This window comes from Actinomadura sp. NPDC048394 (assembly GCF_040651755.1).
GTDB lineage: Bacteria > Actinomycetota > Actinomycetes > Streptosporangiales > Streptosporangiaceae > Spirillospora > Spirillospora montaniterrae.
Genome location: NZ_JBEZJL010000036.1, coordinates 75,277 through 100,772, shown reverse-complemented (window position 1 = coordinate 100,772; position 25,496 = coordinate 75,277). Strand labels below are relative to the sequence as shown.

Below are 25,496 nucleotides of genomic sequence, written 5' to 3'. Positions count from 1 at the left end.
AAGCCCCTGAGCCGTTGATTAACGCGGTATGAGAAAACCCGCGAGGGCCGGTGCGGGCGGTGTTTCAGTCGCGGGGCTCGCCGGTGCCGGGGAGGCGGACGCGGGCGAGGGCGCCGCCGCCCTCGGCGGGTTCGAGGGCGACGCGGCCGCCCATCTCGCCGACGACGCGGGCGACGATCGACAGGCCGAGCCCGGAGCCGGGCAGGCTCCGCGCGGACGGGGACCGCCAGAACCGCTCGAACACGTGCGGCAGGTCGGCGGCGGGGATGCCGGGGCCGTGGTCGCGGACGGTGAGCTCACCGCCGGCGAGCCGGACGGTGACGGTCCCGGCGGGCGGGGAGAACTTCACGGCGTTGTCCAGCAGGTTCACCACGGCGCGTTCCAGCGAGGCGGGGTCGCCGCGGACGTACCAGGGCTGCGTGTCGGCCCGGACGGTCAGGCCGGGGCCGCGCAGCCGGGCGCGTTCGACGGCGCGGTCCACCACGTCGTGCAGCGCGACGGTCTCCAGGACCGGTTCGGCCTCGTCGGGCCGGGCGAGTTCGAGGAGGTCGCCGACCAGGCTGGACAGCTCCTGCATCTGCGCCTTGACGCTGACCAGCAGGTTGTGGCGGGCGGCGGCGGGCAGGTCGCGGCCGGTGGCCTCGGCGCGCAGCAGCAGGTCGATGTTGGTGCGCAGGCTGGTGAGGGGGGTGCGCAGCTCGTGCCCGGCGTCGGCGATGAGCTGCTGCTGGCGGTCCCGGGAGGCGGCCAGCGCGCTGGTCATGGCGTTGAAGGAGCGGCTGAGCCGGGCGATCTCGTCGGTGCCCTCGGCGGGGATGCGGGTGCCGAGGTCCTCGGTGCGGGCGATGTGCTCGACGACGCCGGTCAGCTCGTCGACGGGACGCAGCGACGCGCGGGCGATCATCAGGCCGGCGGCGGCGGACACCAGCACGCCGAGGGCGGTGACGGCGACCAGCAGCAGCGCGAGGTTGTCCAGCGGCCCCTCCACCTCGTCCAGGGAGATCGCGACCGACACCGCGAACGGGGTGCCGTCGGAGGCCTGCGCGGGGTAGGTGAGGATCCGCACGTCCTCGGACTTGCCGCTGGAGTTGACGCCGGTCCCGTCGTGCAGGGCGCGGTCGCTGTCGCCGCGGGCGACGGCGGCGTCGGCGGCGGTGACCTTCAGCGACCCGGCGTCGGGGACGGTGCAGCCCCGCCCGCGCGCGTCGACGACCTGGGTGATCTCGTAGGGGCCGGGCAGGCGCCCGTCGGTGCCGCTGCTGGTGGGGACGGACCGGCAGTCGCGCAGCGCCTCCTGCAGTTCGGGCAGCATCCGGGCCATGCGGCCCGGTCCGCCGCCGGGTCCGCCGGGCCCGGGGCCGCCGGGCGGGCCGGCGGAGAACGCGCCGAGGCGGCGGTCCAGCTCGTGGTAGAGCTGGTTGCGGGTGAGGTACCAGCCGGCGGCGGCGCAGACGGCGACGGCGAGCGCGACGGCGGCGGCGGTGAGCAGCGCCATCCGGGCCCGCAGCGTCAGCCGCCGCGTCACCGGCGGGCGCCTGGGGGCGCGTGCCGCGCCGGGGCGCCGCCCGGCGGTCACGGGGACGCCGCCGTCCGCAGCACGTAGCCGACGCCGCGGACGGTGTGCACGAGCCGGGGCAGCCCGCCGGCCTCGGTCTTGCGCCGCAGGTACATCACGTACACGTCGAGGGAGTTGGAGGCGGGTTCGAAGTCGAAGCCCCAGACGGTCTCGAGGATCTGCTCGCGGGTGAGGACCTGGCGGGGGTGGGTCAGGAACATCTCCAGCAGCATGTACTCGGTGCGGGTGAGGGCGAGGGGCCGGCCGGCGCGGGTGACCTCGCGGGTGAGGGTGTCCATCCGCAGGTCGTCGAAGGCCAGGACGTCGTCGCGGCGGGCGTCGCCGCCGGGGTCGGTGTTCATCGCGCTGCGCCGCAGCAGGGCCCGCACCCGCGCGAGCAGTTCGTCCAGCTCGAACGGTTTGGCGAGGTAGTCGTCGGCGCCGGCGTCCAGGCCGGTGACGCGGTCGCCGACCATGTCGCGGGCGGTGAGCATCAGCACCGGCATGGTGGCGCCGGCGGCGCGCAGCCGCCGGCAGGTGGTCAGGCCGTCCATCCGGGGCATGAGCACGTCCAGCACGACCAGGTCGGGGCGTTCGGCCTCGACGCGTTCCAGGGCCGTGACGCCGTCGGCGGCCTCGGCGACCCGGTAGCCCTCGAACTCCAGGCTGCTGGACAGCGACTCGCGGACGGCGGGCTCGTCGTCGACGATCAGTATCCGGGCGGCGGGCGCCGCCTGCGGGGTGCCGGGCTCCATGCACTCACCGTAAACACCGCCGGTGAGGGGTCCGGCCGCGGGCGGGCGTTTCTCATGGATCTTTCAGAAAGTTCTGAGCGCGGCTTCAGCGGGGCGGCGCGTCGCCGGGGTCGTCGGCCGCCGGCTCGGTGGTGACGGTTCGGTCGGTGGTGACGGTTCGGGCGGTGGCGCGGACGACGACGGGCCCGGGCGCGGGGCGGGTCGCGGTGACCCAGGTGGTGCGGGCCACGTCCACCACGACGTCGCGGGCGACGTCCAGGACCATGTCGCGCAGCACGTCCTTCATCGCGATCTTCAGGGCCTCGCGGAGCAGGTCGGCCATGACGACCTCGATCGCGGCGGTGGCGGCCTGCGCGGCGGCGCGGACGGCCAGGTCGCGGGCGGTGCGGGCGAACGCTCCGCCCGCGGCGGCGGCCAGCAGCCCGCTCGCCGAGCGGGCGGCGTCGCGGGCGCCGGTGCGCTCGGCGAGGTCGCGGCCGGCGTCGACGGCGGCGCCGGCGATCGGGGTGAGCTCGGCGGCGATCGCGTTGATCTCGGCGGAGCCGCGGGCGCGGTCGCGCAGCGCGGCGGCCAGGTCCCGGGCGGTCTCGCGGGCCGTCTCACGGACGACGCGCCCGACGAGGTCGCGGCCGGCGACCAGGGCGGCGTCGACGGCCGCGTCGGCGACGGCGTCGATGGCGGCGTCCACGACGGCGCGGGTGGCGGCCTGCATGGCGGGCGAGGCGGCGGCGGTGGTCATGGTGCGGCCCGCCATGTCCAGCGCGGTGGCGGTGGCGGCGCGGGCGAGGGGGCTGCGGGCGGCCAGGCGGCGCGCGGCGATCGCCATGGGGTGCTGGGCGGCCTGCTCGGCGAGGGTCATCGCGGCGGTGGCGGCCTCGACGGCGGGGGCGGTGGCGGGGTTGGCCTCGGCGGCGGCGCGGGCCTCCCGCACGGCCTTCTCCGCGGCGGCCGAGGCGGCCTTGACGGCGGCGTCGCGGGCGGCCTTCTCCACGGCCCGCATCACCGGGGTGCCGGCCATCTGCTCGACGATCCGGGCCGCGGCGAGGGACGCGGCGTCGCGGGCGGCGTGCCGGACGGGTTCGCTGACGGTGGTGGCGAGGCGGGCGGCGCCGCCGGCGACGGGCGCGAGCCCGTTCCACAGCTCTTCCAGGCGTTCGGCGGCGGCCTGGTCGGCGCGCTCGGCGAGGCCGCGCTCCTGCGGGCGCGCCTCCTGCGGGCGCGTCTCGGGCCGGTGCCGCTCGGGCCGGTTCCGCCCGTGCGGGCGCGGCTCCGGCTCGTGCGGCCGCCGGTCCCGCTGGTCCCTTTCGTCCACGGTCACGTCCCCCATCACGCTCCGCCGCCTCAAATCACCATACTTTCCGTTTACCCGTTCCACTCCCCTTCGCCCGCGGCCGGGCCCGGGCGCCCGCGTCGGGCCCCTGGGAAGCGCACGCGCCGGGCCCCGGGAAATCGGATGGCCCGGCGCGGGGCGGGCGGGTAGGGTGGCCGCCGGAACCGAAAGGGGGGTGAGGTCGGATGGCCGTCGTCGCGGTCGCTGCTGCGCGCAGCAGCCACAGCCTCCTCATCTCCCGGGCCTCCGGCTGACCCCGGTCCGTTCCGTCCGGCGCGCTCGCCGAGGCCCCTTTCCTGTGAAGGGTTCCATTCCGTTGTCTTCTTTCGACGGGTCTTCCCTGTCCGCCTACGGCTGGGACGAGACCCTGGAGCACGATTTCCTCGCGCACCGCGCGGCCGGGCTGGTGCCGGCGCGGGTCGCCGCGGTGGACCGCGGCCTGTGCGACGTGGTGACCGAGTCGGGTCCGGGCCGGGCGTTGGCCGGGGCGCTCGGGTCGCCGGACGATCCGGCGGCGGCGCCGTGCACGGGCGACTGGGCGGCGCTGCGGCCGGACGGCCCGGACGGGCGCCCGGTGCTGGCGGCGCTGCTGCCGCGCCGTACCGCGATCGTCCGGTCGTCGGCGGCGCGGGACTCGCGCGGCCAGGTGCTGGCCGCCAACGTCGACACCGTCGCGATCGCGGTGCCGCTGGTGCCCGAGCCCGATCTCGGGCGGCTGGAGCGGATGCTGGCGCTGGCCTGGGAGAGCGGCGCCCGGCCGGTGGTGGTGCTCACCAAGGCCGACCAGGTCGCCTCCCGCGCCGAGGCGGAGGCGGACGTCGCCGCCGCCGCTCCGGGCGTGGACGTGGTGGCGTGCAGCGCCGCGACCGGCGACGGCGTGGACGTCGTCGCGGCGGTGCTGTCGGGCACGGTGGTGCTGGTGGGGCCGTCGGGCGCGGGCAAGTCCACGCTCGGCAACGCGCTGCTGGGCTCGGGCGTGCTCGCCACGGGCGACGTCCGCGCGTCCGACGGCAAGGGCCGGCACACCACCGTCCGGCGGGAGCTGCTGCCGCTGCCGGGCGGCGGCGTCCTGATCGACACCCCGGGGCTGCGGGGCGTCGGGCTGTTCGACGCCGGCGACGGGCTGCGGCAGGCGTTCGCCGACATCGAGGAGCTCGCCGGAGCGTGCCGGTTCGGCGACTGCGCGCACCGGTCCGAGCCGGGCTGCGCGGTGCTGGCGGCGGTCGCGGACGGGTCGCTGCCGCAGCGGCGGCTGGACAGCTACCGCAAGCTGCTGCGGGAGAACGCGTGGATCGCCTCGCGGACCGACGCGCGGCTGCGCGCCGAGCAGCGCGACAAGTGGAAGGCCGTCAGCCGCTGGCAGCGGCAGATGTACAAGGAGCGGGGGCGCGGCCGATGAGCGGGGCGCGGCCGATGAGCGGGACGTGGGCGACGCGGCCGGAGACGGCGGCGGACGAGGCGGCGGTGCGCCGGGTGCTGGAGGCGGCGTTCCCGACGGCCGGGGAGGCCGATCTGGTGGACGCGCTGCGCCGGGACCCGGCGTGGCTGCCGGGCCTGGCGTTCGTGGCCGAGGACCCCGGCGGGCGCGTCGCCGGGTACGCGCTGCTGACGCGCTGCCGGGTCGGCGGCGCGGACGCGCTGGCGCTGGCGCCGGTGGCGGTGCTTCCCGAGCATCAGCGGCACGGTGCGGGCGGCGCGGCGGTCCGCGCGGTCCTCGCGGCGGCGCAGCGGCGCGGTGAGCGGCTGGTGGTGGTGCTGGGGCATCCCGGCTACTACCCGCGGTTCGGGTTCACGCGGGCGTCGACGCTGGGGATCTCGGCCGGATTCGAGGTGCCGGACGAGGCGCTGATGGCGCTGGTGCTCGGCGGCGGCCCGGGCCCGGTGCCGTCCGGTGTGATCGAGTACGCGGCGCCGTTCGGCGTGTGAGCGCGCGGGCCGCGCCCCCGGGCAGGACTTCGCCCCGGGGGCGCGGCCCGTCCCGTCAGCGGCCGCGCCGGTGGAAGGTGCGGACCGACAGCGGCGCGAACACCGCGGTCAGCGCGATCGACCACAGCAGCGTCGCGGCGACGGGGTGCGCGAGGGGCCAGGCGAGGCCGGTGTGGGCGGCGGGCGCGCCGGGGTTGCCGAACAGCTGCCGGCAGGCGGCGGTGGCGGCGCTGACGGGGTTCCAGTCGGCGACGGCCCGCAGCCAGCCGGGCATCCCGCCGGTCGGCACGAACGAGTTCGACAGCATGGTGACCGGGAACACCAGCGGGACGAACTGGTCGGCGGTCTGCTCGTTCCGCACCACCAGCCCGAGGAAGCAGCCGGCCCAGCTGAGCGCGTGCCGCAGCAGCACCAGCAGCAGGAACGCCTCGGCGGTCGGCCACAGGCCGCGGTGCGCGCGCCATCCGACGACCAGGCCGGTGGCGGCCATGATGACCAGCGCGAGCACCCCGTTGAGCACGTCGGCGCCGGCCTGCCCGAACGGGACGGCCGAGCGCGCCATCGGCATGGCGCGGAACCGGTCCATGACGCCGCGGGAGGCGTCGGTGGCGACCCGCATGGTGACGGCCATGACGGAGGTGAACGACACCATGACGAACAGGCCGGGCATCAGGTACTCGCGGTAGTTGCCGCCGCCGGGGACGGTGATGGCGCTGCCGAACACGTACCCGAACAGCACCACCATGACGGCGGGGAAGATCAGCGCGGCGATCAGCTCGCCGGGTTCCTGGCGCAGCCGGCCCAGCTCGCGGCCGACGAGGGTGAGGCCGTCGGCGGCGGTCCAGCGCAGCCGCGCCGCGAGCGACGACGGGCGGGCGGGCAGGGCGGGGGCGCTCATCGGACGGTCTCCTTCTGCCGGCCGGCCGGGTCGCCGGCGGTGTCTCCGGTCGTGCCTCCGGGCTCGTCGGCGGCGGGGTCGGCGTCGCGGCCGGTGAGGCGCAGGAACACCTCGTCCAGGGTGGGGCGGCGCAGGCCGACGTCCTCGGCGGCGACGCCGGCGCGGTCGAGTTCGCGGACGACGTCGGCGAGCCGGACGGCGCCGCGGGTGAGCGGCACGGTGAGGCGGGCGCCGTCCAGGTCGGGGTGGGCGCCGGCGAGGCCGGCCAGGACGCGGGCGGCCTCGCCGGCGTCGGCGGGGTCGGCGAGGGCGACGTCGAGCCGGTCGCCGATGGAGGCCTTCAGCTCGTCGGGGGTGCCGCCGGCGATGACGCGGCCGTGGTCGATGACGACGACGTCGTCGGCGAGCCGGTCGGCCTCGTCCAGGTACTGGGTGGTGAGCAGGACGGTGGTGCCGTCGGCGACCAGCCCGCGGACGGCGTCCCAGATCTCGCCGCGGCTGCGCGGGTCCAGGCCTGTGGTGGGCTCGTCCAGGAACAGCACCCGGGGCCGCAGGATGAGGCTGGTGATCAGGTCGAGGCGGCGGCGCATGCCGCCGGAGTAGCCGGCCACCTGCCGGTCGGCGGCCTCCATCAGCCCGAACCGCTCCAGCAGCTCGTCGGCGCGGCGGCGGGCCTCGCGGCGGGGCAGGTGGTAGAGGCGGCCGAACATGCGCAGGTTGCCGCGTCCGGTGAGCTTCTCGTCGACGGCGGCGTACTGGCCGGCGAGGCCGATGGCGGCGCGGACCCGGTCGGGTTCGGCGGCGACGTCGTGGCCGGCGACGCGGGCGCGGCCGGAGTCGGCGTCGGCGAGGGTGGCGAGGATCCGCACGGCGGTGGTCTTGCCGGCGCCGTTGGGGCCGAGCAGCCCGCAGACGGTGCCGGGGGCGACGGCCAGGTCGAGGCCGTCCAGGGCCTTGGTGCCGCCGTAGCGCTTGTGCAGCGCCTCGGCCGACACGATCGGTTCGTCCGGCATCATCGCCTCCATTGGGTACGCCGTACGCGGTTGAGTGACGCCAGGCTAGACAACCGAGTACGATGTACGCAACTAGAATCCGCACGAGGGGCCGGATCGGGTCCCGCGAGCGGCGGAGGGAGCACGGTGGCGGACGTCGAGGCGGTCAGCATCTTCGCGGTCCCCGAACGGCAGGGCCGCGGCCCCAGGCCCGCCTACAGCCGCGCGCAGATCACCGAGGCGGCGGTGCGGATCGCCGACGCCGACGGGCTGGAGGCGGCGTCGATGCGGCGGATCGCCGCCGAGCTCGGCACCGGCGCGATGTCGCTGTACCGCTACGTCCCCTCCCGCGACGACCTGATCGAGCTGATGTACGACCACGTCGTCGGCACCCTGGACGTCCCGGACCGGCCGACCGGCGACTGGCGCGCCGACCTGGCGCTGGTCGCCCGCAACACCCGCGAGATGTGGCTGGCGCACCCGTGGCTGGCCGACCTGCACCGCGCCCGCCCGACGTTCGGCCCGAACCAGCTGCGGATCCTGGAGTTCGGCTTCGGCGCCCTGGACGTCGGGATCCCGGTCGACGACATCATCACGCTGGTGACCATGCTGAACGGCTACGTCGTCACCACCGTCCGCGCCGAGATCGAGCGGGAGCGCGAGCGGCTCCGCACGGGCATGACGGTGCAGGACCTGATGCGCCAGAGCTCCCCCTACGTCCAGCAGCTCCTCGACGCCGGCGAGCATCCGATGTTCGCCCGGGTGGTGAAGGACGCGGCGCTGCCGCACATGGAGCCCGCCGAGCAGTTCGCCTACGGGCTGGAGCGCGTCCTGGACTGCATCGCCTCCTGCCTGTGACGCCCGCGCCCCGCCCCCGGCGTCGTGCCGGTCGGGCCGGGGTCAGGGCAGGCGGTAGGCGCCGGACTCCATCCCGCGCTCGACGGCCCGCGCGGTCTGCTCGGGGGTGAGGGCCGCGGAGTCCAGGACGCGGGGCTCGTGCTCGCCGAGGTCGGCGAACTCCTCGAACATCCGCAGGACCGGGCCGGGTTCGGTGAGCGCGCCGGGGCCGCGGCCGGTGGCGCGGGCGAGCACGGTGTCGCGGTCGGGTCGCAGCACCACGTAGTGCAGGGGGACGCCGGCGCCGGCGGCGGCGCGGCGGAACGGGCCGAGGAACCACGGCCCGACGACCCCGTCGAACACCACGTGGTAGCCGCCGGCGGCGTATCCGGCGGCCGCGGCGGCCTGGACGGCGACGACGGTCTCGTTCTGCCGCTGTGCCTCGGGCAGGTAGGGCGGGATCGCGCCCTGGGCGATGGCGGCGAAGAAGTCGTCGCCGTGCAGGCGCACGCTCGGCGCGAGCCGTCCGGCCAGGAGCCGGGCGACGGTGCTCTTCCCGGCGCCGCACGGCCCGGTCAGCACGGTGACCGTCCCGCGTTCCCCGTCCGCCATCCCTCGTCCCTCCCCCGTGCCGCCGTGCGTCCGCGGGCCACGCTACGCCCGCGCCGGCCGTTCCCGCACCCAGGTTATCTTCCGCAAACTTCCCTATCTGACCGTTGTTAGGGTAGTTTGCGGAGTGATGGCGGAGCGAATGTATTCGGTGGAGGAGGTCGCGGACCTCCTCGGGCTGCACGTGCGGACGGTGCGCGGCTACATCCGGGCCGGGCGGCTGGAGGCGGTGCGGATCGGCAAGCAGTACCGGATCTCGGCGGCGGCGCTGGAGGCGCTGACCGGGGGTCCGCGCCCGGCCGTCGGCGGACCGGGCGGCGCACCGGGCGGTGGGGGTGCGGGGCGGGCGGAGGTGTCGAGCATCGTGCAGGTCGACGGGGTCGGCCGCGTCGCCGCCGACCGGCTCGCCACCGTCGTGCTGGCCGGGGTGAACACCGGGCGCGGCGGCGGGGGCGCGGTGCGCGTCCAGACCGTCCACGACGAGGAGCGCGGGCGGATGAAGATCGTGGTGCTGGGCGGGGTGGCGGCCACCGCGGAGGTGCTGCGGCTGATCGAGGCGGTGCTGGACGGCGGCGTCCTGGAGGACGGCCCGGCCGGCGGGAGAAAGGACGGCGATGGCTGACGAGGTGCGGGAGCGGGCGGGCGTGCAGGTGCTGATGTGCGACCCGGACGGGCCGCCGGTCGCCACCGAGCAGGACGCGCTCGACCTGATCGGGGCGGTGTTCCTGGGCGCGCAGGTGGTGGCGGTGCCGGCGGCGCGGCTGGACGGGCGGTTCTTCTCGCTCGGCACGCGGTTCGCGGGCGAGGTCATGCAGAAGTTCGTGAACTACCGGCTGCGGCTGGCGGTCGTCGGGGACATCTCGCGGCACCTGGCGGAGAGCCCGGCGCTGCGCGCGCTGGTGCGGGAGTCGAACGCGGGCGACCACGTCTGGTTCGTCGCCGACCTGGAGGAGCTGGACGACCGGCTGCGCGCGGTGGCCTGACCGCTGCGGCCCGGTCGCGGGCCGAGCGGCGACGGCGCGGGCGTGGGCGGCGCGGGTCCGCCTCCGGGTGCCGGGTTCGGTACCGGGGGCGTTCGGGGCGTCGTGTATCGGCGACAGCGGCGGGTTCTGTGAGATTCTCACGGCCGGATCCGGCCATCGGTTCGGGCGGTATCGGTCCCGGCGCCGGGGCCGGGGTGCACGGCAGAAACGCGTGGGGCGGGGGGTGTTCCGATAAAGGCGCAGCCCGCCCCGTCGCCGGCCGGGAAATACCATACGGCGGCACGGTCGTGCAAGGTGTCGCGGCGGCAACGGTAATGGGCCAGTGAAGGCGATATTGGGCGGGCGCTGAACGTCGGTTAGGTTCTGCAGTTAGCGTGTCGCATCGCGCGTCCGCGGGCCTTGGCCCCGGCGGGCCCGCCCGCGGGCGTGAAAAGCGTCGAAACCCCGCCTCGACGTGCGGCGATGACGGACACGAAATGGCCGCAGATCATTGGAGAAACATGACCTCGCTCGCTGGATCCGCCGTATCGGCCGACCTCCTCGCCCACGCCCAGGTAACGCTGGACGACAGCGCGTTCTTTTCCGATCTGCGGACGGGAAAGGCTCCGATCGAGGTGGTCCGCGACGTTTTCGGGCAGTACTACCTGTGGCGGAACCAATTTCACCGGTGGCTCGGCGTCTGCGTGGTGAAGAGCCCCGCGTTCGGTACCGAGTTCGACGCCTCGCGGGTGCTGTCGGGACTGACCGCGCACATCGAGGAGGAGGTCGGCGGGGACCATCACGGCCTGGCGGTGCGGATGCTGCGGGCGCTGGGCGTCCAGCGGCCGTCGTCGGTGGCGCCGCTGCCGGTGACCGCCGCCTACTGCGCGTCGTTCCCCGACCGGTTCCTGGCCCCGGAGCGCGACGGCGCGGAGGCCGTCGCGGCGCTGGCGGGCCGCGAGATCGCCAGCCCCGTCCGCAACCGCGTCGTCATCGACGCGCTCGCCGCGCACTACGGGGTGGTCTCGGGGCTGGACTTCCTCAGCCTGCACGAGACCAAGGGCCCCGAGACGTTCGCGGCGCTGTGGGACGTGCTGGTCAACGGCTACTTCGCCGATGAGGCGCTGATGGAGCGGGCGGCGCGCCGGGAGATCGGCGAGCACGTGGCGTTCTGGGACGAGGTGTACGCGCAGCTGTCGCGCACCCTCACCGCCGCCCCCGCCTGAGCACCCGCCCGGCCGGCCGGCGCGGCCCGCCCGCGGCGGGTGGCGCGCCGGCCGCGCCGTGCGCCGGCCGGGCGTGCCGGGGCCGGCGGTCAGCGGCCGGTGGTGACGACGATCTTGCCGATCTGGGCGCCGGCCTCCAGGTAGCGGTGCGCCTCGACGATCTCGTGCAGGCCGAACACGCGGTCGACGGCGGGGGCGAACGCGCCGCCGCGCAGGCCGGAGGCGACGAACGCCTCGGCGCGGCGCAGCCGCGCCGCGTCCCGGGTGGTCTCGTGCAGGGTGTAGGTCCGCATGTTCAACGCGGGCATGCCGAGCTCGAAGCCGGGGTAGGGCGTCGGCTCGCCGCTGAGCGCCCCGTACTCGATGAGGGTGCCGCCGGGGGCGACGGCGCGGGCGAGGTCGGTCACGCCGGGCCCGGCGACGGCGTCGAACACGAACCGCGCGCCGCGTCCGCCGGTCAGCTCCAGGACGGGCGCGGCGACGTCGTGCCCGCGGGTGACGATCACCTCGTCGGCGCCGGCCTTGAGCAGCGCCTCCTTCTTGGCGGGGCTGCGGGTGACGGCGATGGGCCGGGCGCCGGCGCGCACGGCGACCTGGATCGCGGCCAGGCCGACGCTGCTGGACGCGGCGGTCAGCACGACGGTGTCGCCGGCGCGCATCCCGCCGGTCTCCACCAGCGCCCCGTAGGCGGTCAGGTACGGCATCCACACCGCGGCGCCGCCGACGGCGTCCAGGCCCTCGGGGCGGCGCAGCACGGCGGCCGCGGGGACGATCGCCTTCTCGGCGTAGACGCCGTAGTCGTTCATCGAGAACGCGGGGACGACGCTGACCGGCTCGCCTTCGGCGAATCCGGTGACGCCGGGGCCCGCGGCCTCGACGGTGCCGGCGGCCTCGGCGCCGAGCAGGGCGGGGAACGCCTTGACCGGTTCGATGTAGGCGCCGGCGCGGAACAGCGCCTCGGCGCGGTTGAGGCCGATCGCCTCGACGCGCACCAGCAGCTCGCCGGGGCCGGGTTTCCCGGTGTCCACGTCCTCCAGCCGCAGCACCTGCGGGCCGCCGAGTTCGTGGAACCGCACCGTGGTGGTCATCGCGCATCGCCCCTTCGCCCTCGCCCGTCCTCGGCGGGCGGCGCGGCGCGCCGCCCGGGGGTTCACCCAACCCGAAAGTACGATCGCTGTCAAACTTTGATGATCGTCGTACTTTGATGGCCGTCGTACGATGGGTGCGGGAGGTGCGCGGTATGGCGACGGTGCGCGAGGGCGGGCGGGACCGGGTCCCGCCGCATCCCGACGTGCGGGAGGTGGGCCTGCAGCGGGTGCTGGAGGCGCTGGTGGACCCGGTGCGGCGGCGGATCGTGGCCGAGCTGGACGCGGCCGGCACCGACCTGAGCTGCGGCGCGATCGACCTTCCGGTCAGCAAGTCGACCGCGACGCACCACTTCCACGTGCTGCGCGAGGCGGGGCTGATCCGCCAGTACTACGTCGGGACGTCCCGCATGAACGCGCTGCGCCGCGCGGAGTTCGACGCGGTGTTCCCCGGGCTGCTGGACGCGGTGGCCGCCGAGCGCGCCCGCACCTGACCCGCCTCCCCCGCGTTTATCGGCTTGCGGGCGCCGCGCCGGGGCGGGGAGCCTCGGCGGCATGGATCGCGATGTTCTGCGCTACTACGAGCGCGGCGAGGAGGACCGGCGGCTGCGCGAGGGCGACGGGCGGCTGGAGCTGTGGCGGACCCAGGACGTGCTGCGGCGGGTGCTGCCGGCGCCGCCTGCGCGGGTGGTCGACGTCGGCGGCGGTTCCGGGGTGCACGCCGAGTGGCTGGCCGCCGACGGCCACGCCGTGGAGCTGGTGGATCCGGTCCCGCTGCACGTGGAGCAGGCGTCCCGGATCCCCGGGGTGACGGCGCGGCCCGGCGACGCCCGCGACCTGCCGGAGCCGGACGCGTCCGCCGACGCGGTGCTGCTGCTCGGGCCGCTGTACCACCTGGTGGAGCGCGCCGACCGGGTGCGGGCGCTGCGGGAGGCGGCGCGGGTGGTGCGGCCCGGCGGCGTGGTGGCGGCGGCGACGATCGGCCGGCACGCCGCGCTGCACGACATGCTCCGCAAGCGCCGCTACCGGGGCGAGCGGGCGGTCGTGGACGCCTCGGTCGCGACCGGGGTGCTGCGCGCCACGCCGGAGATGGGGTTCACCACCGCCTACCTGCACGAGGCGGGCGAGCCGCCGCGCGAGTTCGCCGACGCCGGCCTGCCCGGCGCCCGCTCTTACGGGCTGGAGGGCGCGGTGTGGCTGTTCGGGGGCCTGGAGGAGCTGCTGGAGGAGGACCGCTCGACGGTCCTGGATGTGCTGCGGGCGGTGGAGTCGGTGCCGTCGCTGCTCGGGGTGAGCGGCCACGTCATCACGGTCGCGTCCCGCCCGGCCTGAAAGACCGCGGCCGGCGATACGGCCGGCGATCCGGGCGGTGACGCACCTCACGACGAACATGTTCGTTACGAACCTGTTCGGAACGAACATGTTCGTCTAGTGTGGGGGCATGACAGCTGAGACCCCTGCCGGCGGCGCGCCGCGCAGCCGCCGCGAACGCCCGGCCAAACCCGCCCTGACCAGGGACGGCATCGTCGCGGCCGCGGTGCGGCTGGTGCGCGCGGAGGGCCTGGCGAAGGTGACGATGCGGCGGCTGGCCGCCGAGCTGGACACCGGCCCGGCGTCGCTGTACGTGTACGTGCGCAGCACCGCCGAGCTGCACGCGGCGGTGCTGGACGAGCTGCTGGGGACGGTCGCGCCGCCGCCGGCGTCGGGGACGTTCGCCGAGCGGCTGGAGGCGGTGCTGACCTCCTACACCGCGATGCTGATGGAGCATCCGGGGCTGGCGCGGTCGGCGCTGGCGGCGCGGCCCAGCGGGGACAACTACCTGGACCTGGTCGAGCGGCTGCTGGCGCTGCTGACCGAGGGCGGCGCGTCGCCGGGGCAGGCGGCGTGGGGGGTGGACGTGCTGCTGCAGCACGCGACCGCGACGGCCGCCGAGCAGTCCGCCCGCGACGCCGACACCGACGCCGCCGGGGACTGGGACGCGCTGGTGGAGGCGCTGCGCGGCGCGTCGCCCGGGCGGCGGCCGCACATCGCGGCGCTGGCCGGGCCGCTGCTGTCGGGCACGCCGCGGCAGCGGCTGTCGTGGGGGTTCCGGGCGCTGATCGCCGGCGTGCTGGCCACCCCCGCACCGGACCACGACGACGACATCGGGAGGACATCATGAACGCGAGCGGAACGACGACCGGCGCGCACGAGCCGGTCACGATCGTCGGGGCGGGCCTGGGCGGCCTGACCCTGGCGCGGGTCCTGCACGTCCACGGCATCGAGGCGGCCGTGTTCGATCTGGACGTCTCGGCGGGCGCCCGCGCGCAGGGCGGCATGCTCGACATCCACGAGGAGTCGGGGCAGCGGGCGCTGCGCGCGGCGGGCCTGCACGAGCGGTTCCTGCCGCTGGTGCACGCGGGCGGGGAGGAGATGCGGATCCTCGACGCGGCCGGCCGGGTGCGGTTCGCCGAGCCCGACGACGGCGGCCGGGGCCGTCCCGAGGTGGACCGGGGCGCGCTGCGGGACCTGCTGCTGGCCTCGCTGCCGGAGGGCACCGTGCGGTGGGGCGCGAAGGTGGAGGGGGCGCGGCCGCTGGGCGGCGGCCGCCACGAGGTGCGCCTGACCGGCGGGGAAACGTTCACCACGGACCTGCTGGTCGGCGCGGACGGGGCGTGGTCGCGGATCCGGCCGCTGGTGTCGGACGCCGTCCCCGCCTACACCGGGGTGATCATGGTGGAGTCGGACCTGCACGACGCCGACGTCCGCCATCCGGAGGCGGCGCGGATCGCCGGCGGCGGGATGCTGTTCGCGCTCGGCGGCGGCCGGGGGTTCCTGGCGCACCGGGAGCCGGACGGCGGCGTCCACGTCTACACCGCGCTGCGGGTCGCCCGGGAGTGGGCGGACGGTGTGGACTTCGGTGACGCGGCGGCGGCGAAGGCGGCGGTGCTGGCGCATTTCGGCGGCTGGGACGAGGGGCTGCGGGCGCTGGTCGCCGACGCCGACGGGCCGCTGGTGCCGCGGCCGGTCCACGCGCTGCCGGTCGGGGTCCGCTGGGACCGGGTGCCGGGCGTCACGCTGCTGGGCGACGCGGCGCACCTGATGTCGCCGTTCGCCGGTGAGGGAGCGAACCTGGCGATGCTGGACGGCGCGGAGCTCGGCGAGGCGATCGCGGCGCACCCCGGTGACGCGGAGGCGGCGCTGGCCGCCTACGAGGCGGCGATGTTCGCGCGGGCGGCCGAGGCGGCGGCGGACTCGGCGGAGAGCCTGGAGCGGTGCCTGGCCGCGGACGCGCCCGACGGCCTGGTCGCCATGTTCGCCGAGCACGCCGCCTGACCCCCGCTCCCCTCCCCCGGCGGGGTCAGGCGGGCGGGAAGTCGCGCCGCTTGATCTTGGCCTTGTCGCAGCCGGGGTCGGCCGGGTCGCGCCAGAACACGATGCCCTCGTAGGGGCGGGCGCGCAGCCAGGCGGCCAGGCCGTCGTGGTCGCGGGGGACCTCGCCGAGGTCGTCGGCGCCGTGCCGGACGAGGGTGTGCGCGGCGGCGCCCTCCGGGTTCCCGTTGATCTTGGGGCCGATCAGCTCGTAGGTGCCGGGGGCGAGGCCGCCCCCGCCGCTTCCGTCGCCCCCGTCGCTTTCGTTGAGTGCGTCGAGGGCGTCGAGGGCGGCGCGCAGGTGCTTCCAGAACGCCGACCGCTCGGCGGGCTCCCATCCGACGGTCTTGCCGGTGGCGGGGTCGGTGGCGAGGGGGGTGAAGCCGGGCGGGGCGGGGCGGCCGGGCTTGACCTCGCGGCGGGCGTGCCAGCGGGCGCCGTCGAAGCGGACGCAGGTGCCGTCGTACTTGCGGGTGGCGCGGCCCTCGCCGGCGAGCACCCACGCGCAGGCCGGGTCGGGCTCGCGGGTGACGTGGCGGGGGTCGCCGTCCCAGTCGCGGACGAACAGTGTCGGTATCTTGCGCATGCGCGCCCTTCCGCCGGTCCGGATACGGGGGTCTTCCTAGGTCTTACTGGGTCTTACTGGGGTCGTGCTGGGGTCTCCCCGGCAGGGATCGAACCTGCGGCGCCCGGCTTCGGAGTCCGGCGCTCTGTCCTCTGAGCTACGGGGAGCGGGGCCCCGCCCCCGGGTGACTGTGGGGGCGGGGCTGGAGACGCTGGTGGGATTCGAACCCACATGATCCGGATCTGCAATCCGGTGCCTGGATACCGTTCGGCCACAGCGTCGGGGCCCGCAAGGACACGGGCTCGGGGGCCTTCGAGGAGGCCCTTGGACAGCGGAAAGGCCGCCGTTCCGGAGGGGAGGGCGGCCGTGACGCGCGGGGTGCGCGAGGGTCAGGGGGCCGCCCGCCGGGGGGACCGGGGGCAGGTGTATCGGCCGCGTCGGCACGTCATGGTCTGCTCCCTTCCCGGTGGCCGGTCGATGTGATCAGTATGCGCGGCGCCGCGCGGACCCCGCAACGGATTTACCGGCCGGCGGCGGAGGTGAGCGTGGTTTCGGCGCGGCCCGCAGCGGGACATTCCGTTCAGCGGAAACGCGTTGTTCCGCCAGCGGCCTGGTACGGCGAGGCTGGGGGGACGGGCCGCGCCGGGCGTGCGGGCCCCGTGTTCGGCCCGCGGGCGTGGGCGCGTGTTCGAGGAGGAGTCGACGATGGCGTTGCTGGATCCCGGTACGTGGACGGGCAAGATCTTCACCGGCGGGTGGGCCGCCGCGGACGGCGGCGAGCTGCGGGTCGTCGAACCGGCGACGGGCGCCGTGCTCGGCACGCTCGGGCAGGCGTCGGCGCGCGACGTCGCCGCGTCGGCCGCCGCCGCCGCGGACGCGCAGCGCGACTGGGCCGCCCGCACCTACGAGGAGCGCGCCGCGGTGCTGCGCCGCGCGGGCCGGCTGTTCGAGGAGCACGCCGCGGAGATCCAGGACTGGATCGTGCGGGAGGCCGGGTCGGTGCCGGCGAAGGCGGAGCTGGAGGCGCACTTCGCGGCGGGCCTGTGCTATGAGGCGGCGGCGCTGGCCTCGCACCCGCAGGGGCTGGTGCTGCCGTCGGCGCAGCCGCGGTGGAGCCTGGCGCGGCGCCGTCCCGCCGGGGTGGTCAGCGTGATCGCGCCGTTCAACTTCCCGCTGATCCTGTCGATGCGGTCGGTGGCGCCGGCGCTGGCGCTCGGAAACGCGGTGCTGCTCAAGCCGGACCCGCGCACCGCGGTGTGCGGGGGCGTCAGCGTCGCGCGGGTGTTCCAGGAGGCGGGGCTGCCCGAGGGGCTGCTGCACCTGCTGCCGGGCGGGCTGGAGGCCGGCGAGGCGGTGGTGGCGGCGCCGCAGGTGCGGGTGGTGTCGTTCACCGGCTCCACGGCCGCGGGCCGCAAGATCGGTGAGGCGTGCGGGCGGCTGCTCAAGCGCGCCCACCTGGAGCTCGGCGGCAACAACGCGCTGATCGTGCTGCCGGGCGCCGACATCGGCAAGGCGGTGTCGGCGGGCGCGTGGGGGTCGTTCCTGCACCAGGGGCAGATCTGCATGACGACCGGGCGGCACCTGGTGCACGAGAGCCTGCACGAGGAGTACGTCGCCGCGCTGGCCGACAAGGCCGACAAGCTCCCGGTCGGGGACCCGGCGGCCGGGCCGGTCGCGCTCGGCCCGATCATCGACGAGGGGCAGCTCGCGAACGTCGACGCCCTGGTCCGCGACACCGTCGCCGCGGGGGCGCGGCTGGCGGCCGGCGGCACCCACGAGGGCCTGTTCTACCGGCCGACGGTGCTGGCGGAGGTCACCCCGGACATGCCCGCCTACGCGCGGGAGGTGTTCGGGCCGGTCGCGCCGGTCGTGCCGTTCTCGGGGGTGGACGAGGCGGTCGCGCTGGCCCGCGACAGCGAGTACGGGCTGTCGCTGGGGATCCTCGGCGACGTCGGCCAGGCGATGGCGATCGCCGACGCGGTCCCGACCGGGCTGGTGCACATCAACGACCAGACCGTCAACGACGAGCCGGTGGTGCCGTTCGGGGGGCTGGCGGCGTCGGGGAACGGGTCGCGGTTCGGCGGCCCGGACGCCAACATCGAGGCGTTCACCGAGACCCAGTGGGTGACGGTGCGCGGGGAGATCGCCCCCTACCCGTTCTGACGCGCCTCCTGCAGCGCCTCCCCGGGCCCGGCGGGCCCGGTGGGGGTGGTGTCCCGGGGCAGGACGCCGTCGAGGTAGGCGGCGACGGCGGCGCGCAGGCCGGCGGCGTCCGGTTCGGGGCCGGCGCCGGCGACCGCGTCGAACAGCAGGCCCTCGACGAACGCGACCAGCAGCGGCCCGTGCCGGGCCGGGTCGGGCGACCCGGCCCGGCGCATCAGGTCGGCGGCGGCCGCGCGGAACCCGCGGCCGAGCTCGTCGTAGATCGCGCGCAGCGCGGGCCGGCGGGTCGCCTCCAGCGCCAGCTCGTAGCGGGCCAGCACCGACGCGCGGTGCTCGCGCAGCTGCGCGTCCACCATCGCGGCGAGCGCCTCGGCGAGCGCCGCGCGTCCCGGTCCGCGCAGGTCCGCGCCCTGGAGTGCGGTGGACGCGGCGAGCCGCCGCCGCTCCGCCTCGGTGAGGCGGCGCAGTGCCAGCTCCAGCAGCGCGGCGCGGGTGCGGGCCAGGTTGGAGGTGGACCCGGCGGGCAGCCCCGCGGCGCGGTCGACGGCGCGGTGGGTGAGGCCGCGCATGCCGGCGTCGGCGAGCACCGCGATGGCGGCGTCGGCGACCAGCTCGCCGCGCGGGGACGTCATGGACCCCGATCCTACCCGCCCTTAACTACAGGCGTAGTATAGGGACTACGGCTGTAGTGAGAAGGGGTGAGCGTCCATGGCGCACGCGATCGTGATCGGCGGCGGGATCGGCGGCCTCACCGCCGCCGCGGCCCTGCACGCCCACGGCTGGACGGTGGCGCTGCACGAACGCGCCGCGTCCCTGGAACCCGTCGGCTCCGGGCTGGCGATCGGCCCCAACGCCCTGCGCGCCCTGGACACCATCGGCGCCGGCGACCCCGTCCGCGCCCTCAACGCCTTCCAGGGCGAGGGCGGCGTCCGCCGCGCCGACGGGCGCTGGCTGTCGCGCACCTCCATCCAGACCGCCGCCGACCGCTACGGCGACCCGCTCGTGGTCACCCTGCGCGCCGCCCTCGTCGACCTGCTCGCCGACCGCCTGCCCGACGGCGCCCTGCACCTGAACTCCACCGCCGCCCTCACCGACCCCGGCGGCGCCACCACCCCCGCCACCGTCACCGTCACCACCGGCAGCGGCGCCGGGGAGGAGACCGCCGACCTCGTCGTCGCCGCCGACGGCATCCACTCCCCGACCCGCACGGCCCTGTTCCCCGGCCGCTCCCCCATCCGCTACACCGGCCTGACCGCCTGGCGCGCCGTCACCCGCGCCCCCGCCGGAGGCTTCACCCCCGCCGAGGCGTGGGGCCGCGGCACCGTCTTCGGCATCAACCCCCTCGCCGGCGGCCGCGCCTACCTGTACGCCACCGCCCCCGCACCCGAAGGCGCCCGCGCCCCCGACGGCGACGAGCGCGCCGAGCTGCTGCGGCTGTTCGGCGACTGGTACGACCCCGTCCCCGCCCTGCTGGAGGCCGTGGACCCCGGCGCGGTGCTGCGCAACGACGTCCACCACATGCCCCGGCCGCTGCCGGCGTTCCACCGCGGCCGGGTCGCGCTGCTGGGCGACGCGGCGCACCCCATGACCCCCAACCTCGGCCAGGGCGCCTGCCAGGCCATCGAGGACGCGGTCGTCCTGGCCCACCACGCCACCCAGGCCGCCACCGGCCCGGGCGTGCCGGACGCGCTGGCCGCCTACACCGCCGCGCGGCGGCGCCGCACCACCCGGGTGATGCGGCGCTCCCGCCAGATCGGCCGGATGACGGCGCTGACGGGCGCGGTGCCGGTCGCCGTCCGCGACGCCGCCGTCCGCCTCGCCGGGCTGCTCGGCCCGAACGCGCTCGACCGGCAGGGCGACATGATCTTCCGGTGGCGGCCGCCCGGCGAACCCGCCTGACCCACGGCCGGGCCCGCCTCAGCGCCGGTGCGGGGGTGCGGTCAGGGCGCGCACCAGCACGATCCACTGGTCGGGGTGGGCATCGGCGACCAGCGCGCCCGGCGCGATCCCCGCCGCGGCCAGCGCCGCGTCCACCCGCCGGCGCGGATACCGCTCCCGCAGCGAGGCCCGCAGCGAACCGCCCCGGCCGGTGAACCCCAGGTCGACGCACCGCAGGTAGTCGCCCATCGCCGCCGGCGGCAGCAGCGGACGCGGCCGCCGCACCAGCCGCAGCACCGCGCCGTCCACCCGCGGCACCGGCCGGAACAGCCCGCGCGGCACCCGCCCGCCCATCTCCCAGCCGAACTCCGGCCAGGTCCGCACGGTCAGCCGCGACCAGCGCCCGTACCCGCCGGTGCGCTTGCGCGCGTACTCCAGCTGCGTGATCAGCGTCGCCGACGCCAGGCCCGGCGCCGCCAGCGCCCACCCGACGATCCGCGACGTCGCCGCGAACGGGATGTTGCCCGCCAGATGGAACGGGCCCGACGGCGGCCGGGCCGCCAGGAAGTCGCCGGTCACGCACCGCACGTTGCCCAGCCGCGCGCACCGGGCGCGCAGCCGCGCCGCCAGCCGCGGGTCGATCTCGTAGGCGACGACGCGCCCGGCGCGGGCGGCCAGAGCGGCGGTGACACGGCCGTCGCCCGCACCGGCCTCCACGATCAGCGCACCGGACGCGGGCACCGCGGCACGGGCGTAACGGGCGATCGCCGCGGAATCGGACAGGAAGTTCTGCGACAGCGCCCGCCGCGCGTTCGCGCGCGGGCCGCCGTGATGATGCTGGTTCAGGGTCGCCGTCCTCGGCTTCCGGCCCCACGAGGGCCGGCCGGACGGGCACCGCAGGCACGCGCGAAGCGGCGTCACCGCACGCGCGACCGGCCGGGAAAAACCGGAGAAGAGGCGCGGCAGGGCCCGTCCGAGATGGTCATGGACGCTCGAAGGCCCTGGACCGCGGGCGGGGACGCCGGCACCGGCACGCGGCCGCACAGGCCGCCGCACCGGCGCGAGGAAACAGGCGGGGATCCGTGGGACGGCCCCGCCCGGGGAAGGTCAGGCGCGGGCGCGCGCCACCGGCCGGTCCAGGACGGGACGGGCCGCGCGCAGCCGGACAGAGGCGGCGTGGCCGGTCCCCAGGACCGCGCACTCGATGAAACAGGCCATGCCCGCGATCGTAGAAGACCACCGCCCCCGGCCCCAACGCATTTTCCCGCCCCCGGGCCGGGGAGGCGCGGCGGCGGCCTCGTAGGCTGGGCCACCCCCGCCGTCCGCCGCGCCGTCAGGGAGAGCCATGGGCCGCGATCCGGACTACCTGGAGTTCCTGCGCCGCCGCCTCACCGAACCGCCCGCCGAGCCCCGGCCCGAGCCGCCCGCCCCCGCGGGCGCCAGCAGCGACACCGGCCGCGACACCGGCCGCGACACCGCCGCCGCGATCCGGGACGCGCGCCGCGAGCACGCCGCCGACCTCGCCCGCTCCCCGCGCCCGCCCGTCGCCGCCGTCCGCGACGTCACCGTCGACGGCCCCGCCGGACCGCTGCCCGCCCGCCTCTACCACCCCGGCGGCGACCGCCCCGCACCCGCGATGGTGTACTTCCACGGCGGCGGCTGGGTCCTCGGCGACGTCGACTCCTACGACCCCGTCGTGCGCGCCCTCGCCGTCGCCAGCGGCGTCGCCTGGCTATCGGTCGGCTACCGCCGCCCGCCCGAACACCCCTTCCCCGCACCGCTCGACGACGCCGTCGCCGCCGTCCGCTGGACCACCGCCCACACCGGCCCCCTCGGCCTGGACCCGGCCCGCATCGGCGTCGCCGGCGACAGCGCCGGCGGGCAACTCGCCGCCGCAGCGGCCGGCCTGCTGCGCGCCGCCGGACCCGCCCGCCCCGTCCTGCAACTGCTCGTCTACCCGGCGCTGGACCTGCGCGACGTCCCGCCCGCCCCACCCGACCCCGACGGCCTGCCCTGGCCCCCGTCCGGAGTGCGCCGCGCCCTGCGCCTCTACCTCGACGGCGCCGACCCCGCCCACCCCGACGTGTCGCCGCTGCTGGACCCCGACCCCCGCGGCCTGCCCCCCGCGATCATCGCGACCGCCGAGCACGACCGGCTCCGCCCCCAGGCCGAACAGCACGCCGGACGCCTCCGCGCCGCCGGCGTCCCCGTCACCCTCCTCACCGGCACCGGCCTGGACCACGGCTTCCTCGGCTGGGGCGCGTTCGCGCGCCGCCCCGCCGAGGCCGTCGACCGCATCGGCGCCGCCGTCCGCGCCGCCCTCACCGCGACACCCCCGCCCCCGCCCCCGCCGTCCACTGATGGGCTTGACCGGCCTTGACCGTCCCCGCGGCGCCGCCGGGCGTGCCGTCGCCGTCGCTTGCCCAGGTCGTTTAACCGCCTTGACGTGGGCAATCACCATAACGAGCCGGATTTTCGCCGAACCTCGCCAACGGTTGAGGAGGACCCGCCTTGAGGGCGACGCACCAGATGCGGATGATCCGGGCCGAAGCGTCCGGGACCGAGGAATGGGCCTGCCCGACCTGCGGCCGCAGGATGCTGCTGCGCTGGCCGCCCCACTACAGCAAGCGGATCCTCGAACCGGGCGACGAGAGCGCCTCCCACGTCGGCTCCTCCACCGACCTGCCCGGCGAGGACCCCGCCACGTGCGGCACGCAGGGCCGCTGGCTCCGCGAAACCGGCGTCGACCCCGCCGTCGGCCCCTCCGCCCCCGTCTGACGGAAACCCCGCACCCGGCTCAGAGGCGGGCCAGCTCCGACCGCAGCAGATCGAGCCCCATCGGCCCCAGATCCAGCGCGCGCCGGTGGAACCCCTTCAGATCGAACGCCGCACCCGCACGCCGCCGCGCGTCCTCACGCCCCTCCAGCCACACCCGCTCCCCCACCTTGTACGCGATCGCCTGCCCCGGACGCCCCAGATACCGGTCGATCTCGAACGAGATGTACGCGTCGGTCTCCGGCCCCGCATGCGCCCGCAGGAACTCCCACCCCAGCTCCGGCGTCCACCGCTCCCCCTCATGGAACCCCGACCCCGCCGGGATCTCCAGCTCCAGATGCAGCCCGATGTCCAAGATCACCCGCGCCGCCCGGAACTGCTGCCCGCCCGCCAGCATCCCCAGCCGGTACGCCGGATCCCGGTAATACCCCAGCTCGTCCATCAACCGCTCCGCGTACAGCCCCCACCCCTCCGCATGCCCCGGGCACAGCTCACCCGACAGCCGCTGGAACCGGTTCAGCGTCGCGGTGTTCAACGTCGTCACGCCCAGCTGCAGATGATGCCCCGGCACCCCCTCGTGGAACATCGTCGCCGGCACCGTCCACGTCACGATCTCCTGATCCGGATCCGCCACCGTCCACCACACCGTCCCCGGACGCGACAGGTCCTCCGCCGGCGCCAGGTAGTACACCCCCGACTCCACCGGCGGGATCCGGCACTCCACCCGCCGCAACGGCTCCGGAATGTCGAAATGCGTCCCGTCCAGATCCGCGATCGCCCCGTCGGCCAGCTCCTGGATCCACGCCCGGAACGCCTCCGCACCCCGGATCCGGTACGCCGGATCGGCGTCCAGCGCCGCCATCACCGCCGCCACCGGCTCCCCCGGAGCGATCCGCGCCGCCGCGTCCGCCATCTCCGCCTCGATCCGCGCCAGCTCCCGCCAGCCCCACGCGTACGTCTCCTCCAGATCCAGGTCCGTCCCCAGGTAATCCCGCACCCCCAGCCGGTACCGGTCGGCGCCCAGCGCGTCCCGCTCCGGCGCCCGCGGCACCACCTCACCGGCCAGGAACCCCGCGAAATCCTCAAGCGCCCGCGACGCCGCCCCCACCGCCGACTCCAACCGCCCCCGCAACGGCCCGTCCTCGTACCGGCCCGCGAATCCGGCCAGGAAACCCGGCATCTCCCGGCACTCCCGCACGTTCCGCAGCACCTGCCGCCGCGCCGCCACCCGGCCCCCGCGCAGCGCCTCCTCCAGCGACACCCGCAGCCCCGCCAGCGCCCCCGCCAGCCCGCCCACCCGCGCCACCACCGCGTCCCAGTCCGTCGCCGCGCCCTGGTCCAGCAGATCCACCGCCGTCCGCAGCCGCTGCACCGGACCGTCGATGGTGTCCAGCTCCCACGACCGCACCCCCGCCTCGTCCAGCTCCCGCTCGCACTCCAGACGCTCGCGCAGCACCGCCGCCGCCACCCGCCCCGCAGCACCCCTGGCCCTGCCGGACGCCCCGCCGGACGCGGTGATCCGATCCAGCTCCGCCAGCGTCGACCGCGTCAACTCCGCCCGCGCCGCCCACCCGTCCGGCCCGAAATCGGTCAACCGGGACTCCTGCCCCGCGATCCCCATCATCGCCGCACGGCACGGATCCAAAGCCGCGAAAGCGTCCACGTACCGATCGGCCAGAGCGTCCACAGCGCTCACCTCAGAAGCGGTCATCGCCCCAGGCTAAGACCACCCGCCCCACAAAGCGATCATGAAAAGGGGCCAGCCCCCCGGGCCACCGTCACAGCGGCCCGCCATCACCGCCGCCACCCGACCCCGAACCCGACGGCGACGGCGTCGGCACCCCCGACGGCGGCGGCGACGGATTCCCCGGCTGCGGCTGCGGCACCGACGGCGGCGGCACCGACGACGACACCGACGGCGTCGGCTCCGGAGGCTCCGGCGGCGGATCCTTCGGCCGCGGCTGACACGAGAACAGCACCGCCATCAACACCACCAGCACCACCAACGCCGCCGCCAACGTCAGCACGGCCGCCACCAGACTCCGCTCCGGCGGACGCTCCGGAGCCGCCACCGGACCCACCACCGGCCCCGCCTGCGGCCGCGGACGCGCCAGCGCCGCCTCCGACGACCCCAGCCAATGCGGCTGGAACTGCGGACCACGCCGCCGCCCCCACCGCCGCCCCGAACCACCCAGCACCACCGGCTCCAAGAACCGCTCCGCACCACGCCCGCCCGCCTCATACACCGTCGCCACCCACGGCGCCGGCCCATCCGGCTGCGCCGCCACCACCGGCGCACCACCACCATCATCACCGCCGCGCACCGCACCACCCGCACCCGGCACCGCCGCATTGATCGCCGCCCGGAACCGGTCCCGCGCCGCCGCGTCCTCCGCCGCACCCCGGTTCAGCACCGCAACACTCGCGCGCCGCCCCTCACCGTCCACCCCCAGGAACACGATCCCGGCAGCGGACTCCGACAAACGCGCCGACAAACGGAACGGCCCCAGCTGAGCGGGATCGCCCGGGGGCAACGGCCTCGACATGGCCGCAACCCTAACAACCGCACCCGCCCCCGGTCCCCACCAC

26 protein-coding genes and 2 tRNA genes are annotated in these 25,496 nt (G+C 76.3%); 14 read left to right on the top strand and 14 right to left on the bottom strand.

Annotated elements, in window-relative coordinates:
- Positions 1-64: 64 nt before the first annotated feature.
- The 3 genes from AB0C78_RS26255 to AB0C78_RS26245 all read right to left on the bottom strand — a co-directional run bounded on the left by AB0C78_RS26255 (position 65) and on the right by AB0C78_RS26245 (position 3,622).
- On the bottom strand, positions 65-1,525 hold the full coding sequence (locus AB0C78_RS26255) for a HAMP domain-containing sensor histidine kinase (RefSeq protein ID WP_360752485.1): 1,461 nt from the start codon (positions 1,523-1,525) through the stop codon (positions 65-67).
- Between the two features lie 47 nt (positions 1,526-1,572).
- Positions 1,573-2,310 carry a response regulator transcription factor gene (locus tag AB0C78_RS26250; protein ID WP_360752482.1) on the bottom strand — a complete coding sequence of 246 codons (738 nt, stop codon included), beginning with the start codon at positions 2,308-2,310 and terminating at the stop codon, positions 1,573-1,575.
- An 85-nt stretch (positions 2,311-2,395) separates the two neighbouring features.
- Positions 2,396-3,622 carry a hypothetical protein gene (locus AB0C78_RS26245; RefSeq protein ID WP_360752479.1) on the bottom strand — a complete coding sequence of 409 codons (1,227 nt, stop codon included), beginning with the start codon at positions 3,620-3,622 and terminating at the stop codon, positions 2,396-2,398.
- Positions 3,623-3,956: 334 nt separating this feature from the next.
- On the opposite strand from AB0C78_RS26245, the gene rsgA reads away from it, so the two are divergent.
- Together rsgA and AB0C78_RS26235 are read left to right on the top strand one after the other, a co-directional pair.
- A complete protein-coding gene (gene rsgA, locus AB0C78_RS26240) occupies positions 3,957-5,039 on the top strand; it encodes a ribosome small subunit-dependent GTPase A (RefSeq protein ID WP_360752477.1) in 1,083 nt (360 codons plus the stop codon).
- Complete coding sequence (locus AB0C78_RS26235; protein ID WP_360752474.1) at positions 5,036-5,566, top strand: N-acetyltransferase; 531 nt, start codon at positions 5,036-5,038, stop codon at positions 5,564-5,566. The genes rsgA and AB0C78_RS26235 overlap by 4 nt, the downstream gene beginning before the upstream one ends.
- Positions 5,567-5,621: 55 nt before the next feature.
- On the opposite strand, the gene AB0C78_RS26230 is transcribed toward AB0C78_RS26235, so the two are convergent.
- Both AB0C78_RS26230 and AB0C78_RS26225 read right to left on the bottom strand, forming a co-directional pair.
- The gene (locus AB0C78_RS26230) at positions 5,622-6,464 is read right to left on the bottom strand and encodes an ABC transporter permease (protein ID WP_360752472.1); all 843 of its coding nucleotides are present in this window, start codon (positions 6,462-6,464) and stop codon (positions 5,622-5,624) included.
- Positions 6,461-7,477 (bottom strand): ATP-binding cassette domain-containing protein, encoded by a 1,017-nt coding sequence (locus AB0C78_RS26225; RefSeq protein ID WP_360752469.1) that lies wholly within the window; start codon positions 7,475-7,477, stop codon positions 6,461-6,463. Before AB0C78_RS26225 ends, AB0C78_RS26230 begins: the two co-directional genes overlap by 4 nt.
- 126 nt (positions 7,478-7,603) lie before the next feature.
- Here AB0C78_RS26225 and AB0C78_RS26220 point away from each other — a divergent pair, with 126 nt between their 5' ends.
- Entirely contained in the window at positions 7,604-8,314 is a 711-nt protein-coding gene (locus tag AB0C78_RS26220; protein WP_360752466.1) for a TetR/AcrR family transcriptional regulator, read from the top strand.
- A 42-nt stretch (positions 8,315-8,356) separates the two neighbouring features.
- On the opposite strand, the gene AB0C78_RS26215 is transcribed toward AB0C78_RS26220, so the two are convergent.
- Positions 8,357-8,905, bottom strand: coding sequence for an AAA family ATPase (locus tag AB0C78_RS26215; RefSeq protein WP_360752464.1), 549 nt, complete (start codon positions 8,903-8,905; stop codon positions 8,357-8,359).
- 127 nt (positions 8,906-9,032) lie between these two features.
- Between AB0C78_RS26215 and AB0C78_RS26210 the strand changes: the two genes are divergently transcribed.
- From AB0C78_RS26210 to AB0C78_RS26200, 3 genes are all read left to right on the top strand, one after another.
- Positions 9,033-9,524 carry a helix-turn-helix domain-containing protein gene (locus AB0C78_RS26210; RefSeq protein WP_360752461.1) on the top strand — a complete coding sequence of 164 codons (492 nt, stop codon included), beginning with the start codon at positions 9,033-9,035 and terminating at the stop codon, positions 9,522-9,524.
- On the top strand, positions 9,517-9,885 hold the full coding sequence (locus tag AB0C78_RS26205; protein ID WP_360752459.1) for a DUF4180 domain-containing protein: 369 nt from the start codon (positions 9,517-9,519) through the stop codon (positions 9,883-9,885). Before AB0C78_RS26210 ends, AB0C78_RS26205 begins: the two co-directional genes overlap by 8 nt.
- Positions 9,886-10,385: 500 nt before the next feature.
- A complete protein-coding gene (locus AB0C78_RS26200) occupies positions 10,386-11,090 on the top strand; it encodes an iron-containing redox enzyme family protein (protein WP_360752456.1) in 705 nt (234 codons plus the stop codon).
- An 89-nt stretch (positions 11,091-11,179) separates the two neighbouring features.
- On the opposite strand, the gene AB0C78_RS26195 is transcribed toward AB0C78_RS26200, so the two are convergent.
- Positions 11,180-12,178 carry a zinc-dependent alcohol dehydrogenase family protein gene (locus tag AB0C78_RS26195; RefSeq protein WP_360752454.1) on the bottom strand — a complete coding sequence of 333 codons (999 nt, stop codon included), beginning with the start codon at positions 12,176-12,178 and terminating at the stop codon, positions 11,180-11,182.
- A 152-nt stretch (positions 12,179-12,330) separates the two neighbouring features.
- Here AB0C78_RS26195 and AB0C78_RS26190 point away from each other — a divergent pair, with 152 nt between their 5' ends.
- The 4 genes from AB0C78_RS26190 (at position 12,331) to AB0C78_RS26175 (ending at position 15,490) form a co-directional block, all read left to right on the top strand.
- Positions 12,331-12,669, top strand: coding sequence for a helix-turn-helix domain-containing protein (locus tag AB0C78_RS26190; protein WP_360752452.1), 339 nt, complete (start codon positions 12,331-12,333; stop codon positions 12,667-12,669).
- Between the two features lie 61 nt (positions 12,670-12,730).
- Positions 12,731-13,507, top strand: coding sequence for a methyltransferase domain-containing protein (locus AB0C78_RS26185; RefSeq protein WP_360752449.1), 777 nt, complete (start codon positions 12,731-12,733; stop codon positions 13,505-13,507).
- Between the two features lie 109 nt (positions 13,508-13,616).
- A complete protein-coding gene (locus AB0C78_RS26180; RefSeq protein WP_360752446.1) occupies positions 13,617-14,336 on the top strand; it encodes a TetR/AcrR family transcriptional regulator in 720 nt (239 codons plus the stop codon).
- Positions 14,333-15,490: an NAD(P)/FAD-dependent oxidoreductase gene (locus AB0C78_RS26175; protein WP_360752443.1), complete on the top strand. Its 1,158-nt coding sequence runs from the start codon at positions 14,333-14,335 to the stop codon at positions 15,488-15,490. The genes AB0C78_RS26180 and AB0C78_RS26175 overlap by 4 nt, the downstream gene beginning before the upstream one ends.
- Positions 15,491-15,515: 25 nt before the next feature.
- Here AB0C78_RS26175 and AB0C78_RS26170 read toward each other — a convergent pair whose 3' ends face one another.
- The 3 genes from AB0C78_RS26170 to AB0C78_RS26160 form a co-directional block, all read right to left on the bottom strand.
- Positions 15,516-16,112: a hypothetical protein gene (locus AB0C78_RS26170; RefSeq protein ID WP_360752440.1), complete on the bottom strand. Its 597-nt coding sequence runs from the start codon at positions 16,110-16,112 to the stop codon at positions 15,516-15,518.
- Positions 16,113-16,185: 73 nt separating this feature from the next.
- A tRNA-Arg gene (locus tag AB0C78_RS26165) sits at positions 16,186-16,258 on the bottom strand.
- A gap of 36 nt (positions 16,259-16,294) precedes the next feature.
- Positions 16,295-16,372, bottom strand: a tRNA-Cys gene (locus AB0C78_RS26160).
- A 424-nt stretch (positions 16,373-16,796) separates the two neighbouring features.
- Between AB0C78_RS26160 and AB0C78_RS26155 the strand changes: the two genes are divergently transcribed.
- Positions 16,797-18,254, top strand: coding sequence for a benzaldehyde dehydrogenase (locus tag AB0C78_RS26155; RefSeq protein ID WP_360752437.1), 1,458 nt, complete (start codon positions 16,797-16,799; stop codon positions 18,252-18,254).
- On the opposite strand, the gene AB0C78_RS26150 is transcribed toward AB0C78_RS26155, so the two are convergent.
- A complete protein-coding gene (locus AB0C78_RS26150; RefSeq protein WP_360752435.1) occupies positions 18,242-18,886 on the bottom strand; it encodes a TetR/AcrR family transcriptional regulator in 645 nt (214 codons plus the stop codon). The genes AB0C78_RS26155 and AB0C78_RS26150 overlap by 13 nt on opposite strands.
- A 76-nt stretch (positions 18,887-18,962) precedes the next feature.
- On the opposite strand from AB0C78_RS26150, the gene AB0C78_RS26145 reads away from it, so the two are divergent.
- A complete protein-coding gene (locus AB0C78_RS26145; RefSeq protein WP_360752432.1) occupies positions 18,963-20,153 on the top strand; it encodes an FAD-dependent monooxygenase in 1,191 nt (396 codons plus the stop codon).
- A gap of 18 nt (positions 20,154-20,171) precedes the next feature.
- Here AB0C78_RS26145 and erm read toward each other — a convergent pair whose 3' ends face one another.
- Entirely contained in the window at positions 20,172-21,053 is an 882-nt protein-coding gene (gene erm / locus AB0C78_RS26140; RefSeq protein WP_360752429.1) for an ErmE/ErmH/ErmO/ErmR family 23S rRNA (adenine(2058)-N(6))-methyltransferase, read from the bottom strand.
- Positions 21,054-21,477: 424 nt separating this feature from the next.
- Between erm and AB0C78_RS26135 the strand changes: the two genes are divergently transcribed.
- Positions 21,478-22,512, top strand: a complete 1,035-nt coding sequence (locus tag AB0C78_RS26135) for an alpha/beta hydrolase (protein WP_360752427.1) — start codon at positions 21,478-21,480, stop codon at positions 22,510-22,512.
- 131 nt (positions 22,513-22,643) lie between these two features.
- Positions 22,644-22,910: a hypothetical protein gene (locus tag AB0C78_RS26130; RefSeq protein WP_360752425.1), complete on the top strand. Its 267-nt coding sequence runs from the start codon at positions 22,644-22,646 to the stop codon at positions 22,908-22,910.
- Between the two features lie 19 nt (positions 22,911-22,929).
- Here AB0C78_RS26130 and AB0C78_RS26125 read toward each other — a convergent pair whose 3' ends face one another.
- Together AB0C78_RS26125 and AB0C78_RS26120 are read right to left on the bottom strand one after the other, a co-directional pair.
- On the bottom strand, positions 22,930-24,618 hold the full coding sequence (locus tag AB0C78_RS26125) for a DUF885 domain-containing protein (protein ID WP_360752422.1): 1,689 nt from the start codon (positions 24,616-24,618) through the stop codon (positions 22,930-22,932).
- A gap of 67 nt (positions 24,619-24,685) precedes the next feature.
- Entirely contained in the window at positions 24,686-25,453 is a 768-nt protein-coding gene (locus tag AB0C78_RS26120; RefSeq protein WP_360752419.1) for a hypothetical protein, read from the bottom strand.
- Between the last annotated feature and the right edge of the window lie 43 nt (positions 25,454-25,496).

Excerpts from the sequence above, each read along its gene's own strand:
- AB0C78_RS26180 (WP_360752446.1), top strand. The coding sequence starts at position 13,617 with ATGACAGCTGAGACCCCTGCCGGCGGCGCGCCGCGCAGCCGCCGCGAA.
- AB0C78_RS26175 (WP_360752443.1), top strand. The coding sequence starts at position 14,333 with ATGAACGCGAGCGGAACGACGACCGGCGCGCACGAGCCGGTCACGATC.
- AB0C78_RS26230 (WP_360752472.1), bottom strand. The coding sequence starts at position 6,464 with ATGAGCGCCCCCGCCCTGCCCGCCCGCCCGTCGTCGCTCGCGGCGCGG.
- AB0C78_RS26155 (WP_360752437.1), top strand. The coding sequence starts at position 16,797 with ATGGCGTTGCTGGATCCCGGTACGTGGACGGGCAAGATCTTCACCGGC.
- AB0C78_RS26120 (WP_360752419.1), bottom strand. The coding sequence starts at position 25,453 with ATGTCGAGGCCGTTGCCCCCGGGCGATCCCGCTCAGCTGGGGCCGTTC.
- AB0C78_RS26215 (WP_360752464.1), bottom strand. The coding sequence starts at position 8,905 with ATGGCGGACGGGGAACGCGGGACGGTCACCGTGCTGACCGGGCCGTGC.
- AB0C78_RS26135 (WP_360752427.1), top strand. The coding sequence starts at position 21,478 with ATGGGCCGCGATCCGGACTACCTGGAGTTCCTGCGCCGCCGCCTCACC.
- AB0C78_RS26195 (WP_360752454.1), bottom strand. The coding sequence starts at position 12,178 with ATGACCACCACGGTGCGGTTCCACGAACTCGGCGGCCCGCAGGTGCTG.
- AB0C78_RS26250 (WP_360752482.1), bottom strand. The coding sequence starts at position 2,310 with ATGGAGCCCGGCACCCCGCAGGCGGCGCCCGCCGCCCGGATACTGATC.
- AB0C78_RS26185 (WP_360752449.1), top strand. The coding sequence starts at position 12,731 with ATGGATCGCGATGTTCTGCGCTACTACGAGCGCGGCGAGGAGGACCGG.
- AB0C78_RS26125 (WP_360752422.1), bottom strand. The coding sequence starts at position 24,618 with ATGACCGCTTCTGAGGTGAGCGCTGTGGACGCTCTGGCCGATCGGTAC.
- AB0C78_RS26200 (WP_360752456.1), top strand. The coding sequence starts at position 10,386 with ATGACCTCGCTCGCTGGATCCGCCGTATCGGCCGACCTCCTCGCCCAC.
- AB0C78_RS26210 (WP_360752461.1), top strand. The coding sequence starts at position 9,033 with ATGGCGGAGCGAATGTATTCGGTGGAGGAGGTCGCGGACCTCCTCGGG.
- AB0C78_RS26190 (WP_360752452.1), top strand. The coding sequence starts at position 12,331 with ATGGCGACGGTGCGCGAGGGCGGGCGGGACCGGGTCCCGCCGCATCCC.
- AB0C78_RS26225 (WP_360752469.1), bottom strand. The coding sequence starts at position 7,477 with ATGCCGGACGAACCGATCGTGTCGGCCGAGGCGCTGCACAAGCGCTAC.
- AB0C78_RS26235 (WP_360752474.1), top strand. The coding sequence starts at position 5,036 with ATGAGCGGGGCGCGGCCGATGAGCGGGACGTGGGCGACGCGGCCGGAG.
- AB0C78_RS26170 (WP_360752440.1), bottom strand. The coding sequence starts at position 16,112 with ATGCGCAAGATACCGACACTGTTCGTCCGCGACTGGGACGGCGACCCC.
- AB0C78_RS26205 (WP_360752459.1), top strand. The coding sequence starts at position 9,517 with ATGGCTGACGAGGTGCGGGAGCGGGCGGGCGTGCAGGTGCTGATGTGC.
- AB0C78_RS26145 (WP_360752432.1), top strand. The coding sequence starts at position 18,963 with ATGGCGCACGCGATCGTGATCGGCGGCGGGATCGGCGGCCTCACCGCC.
- AB0C78_RS26150 (WP_360752435.1), bottom strand. The coding sequence starts at position 18,886 with ATGACGTCCCCGCGCGGCGAGCTGGTCGCCGACGCCGCCATCGCGGTG.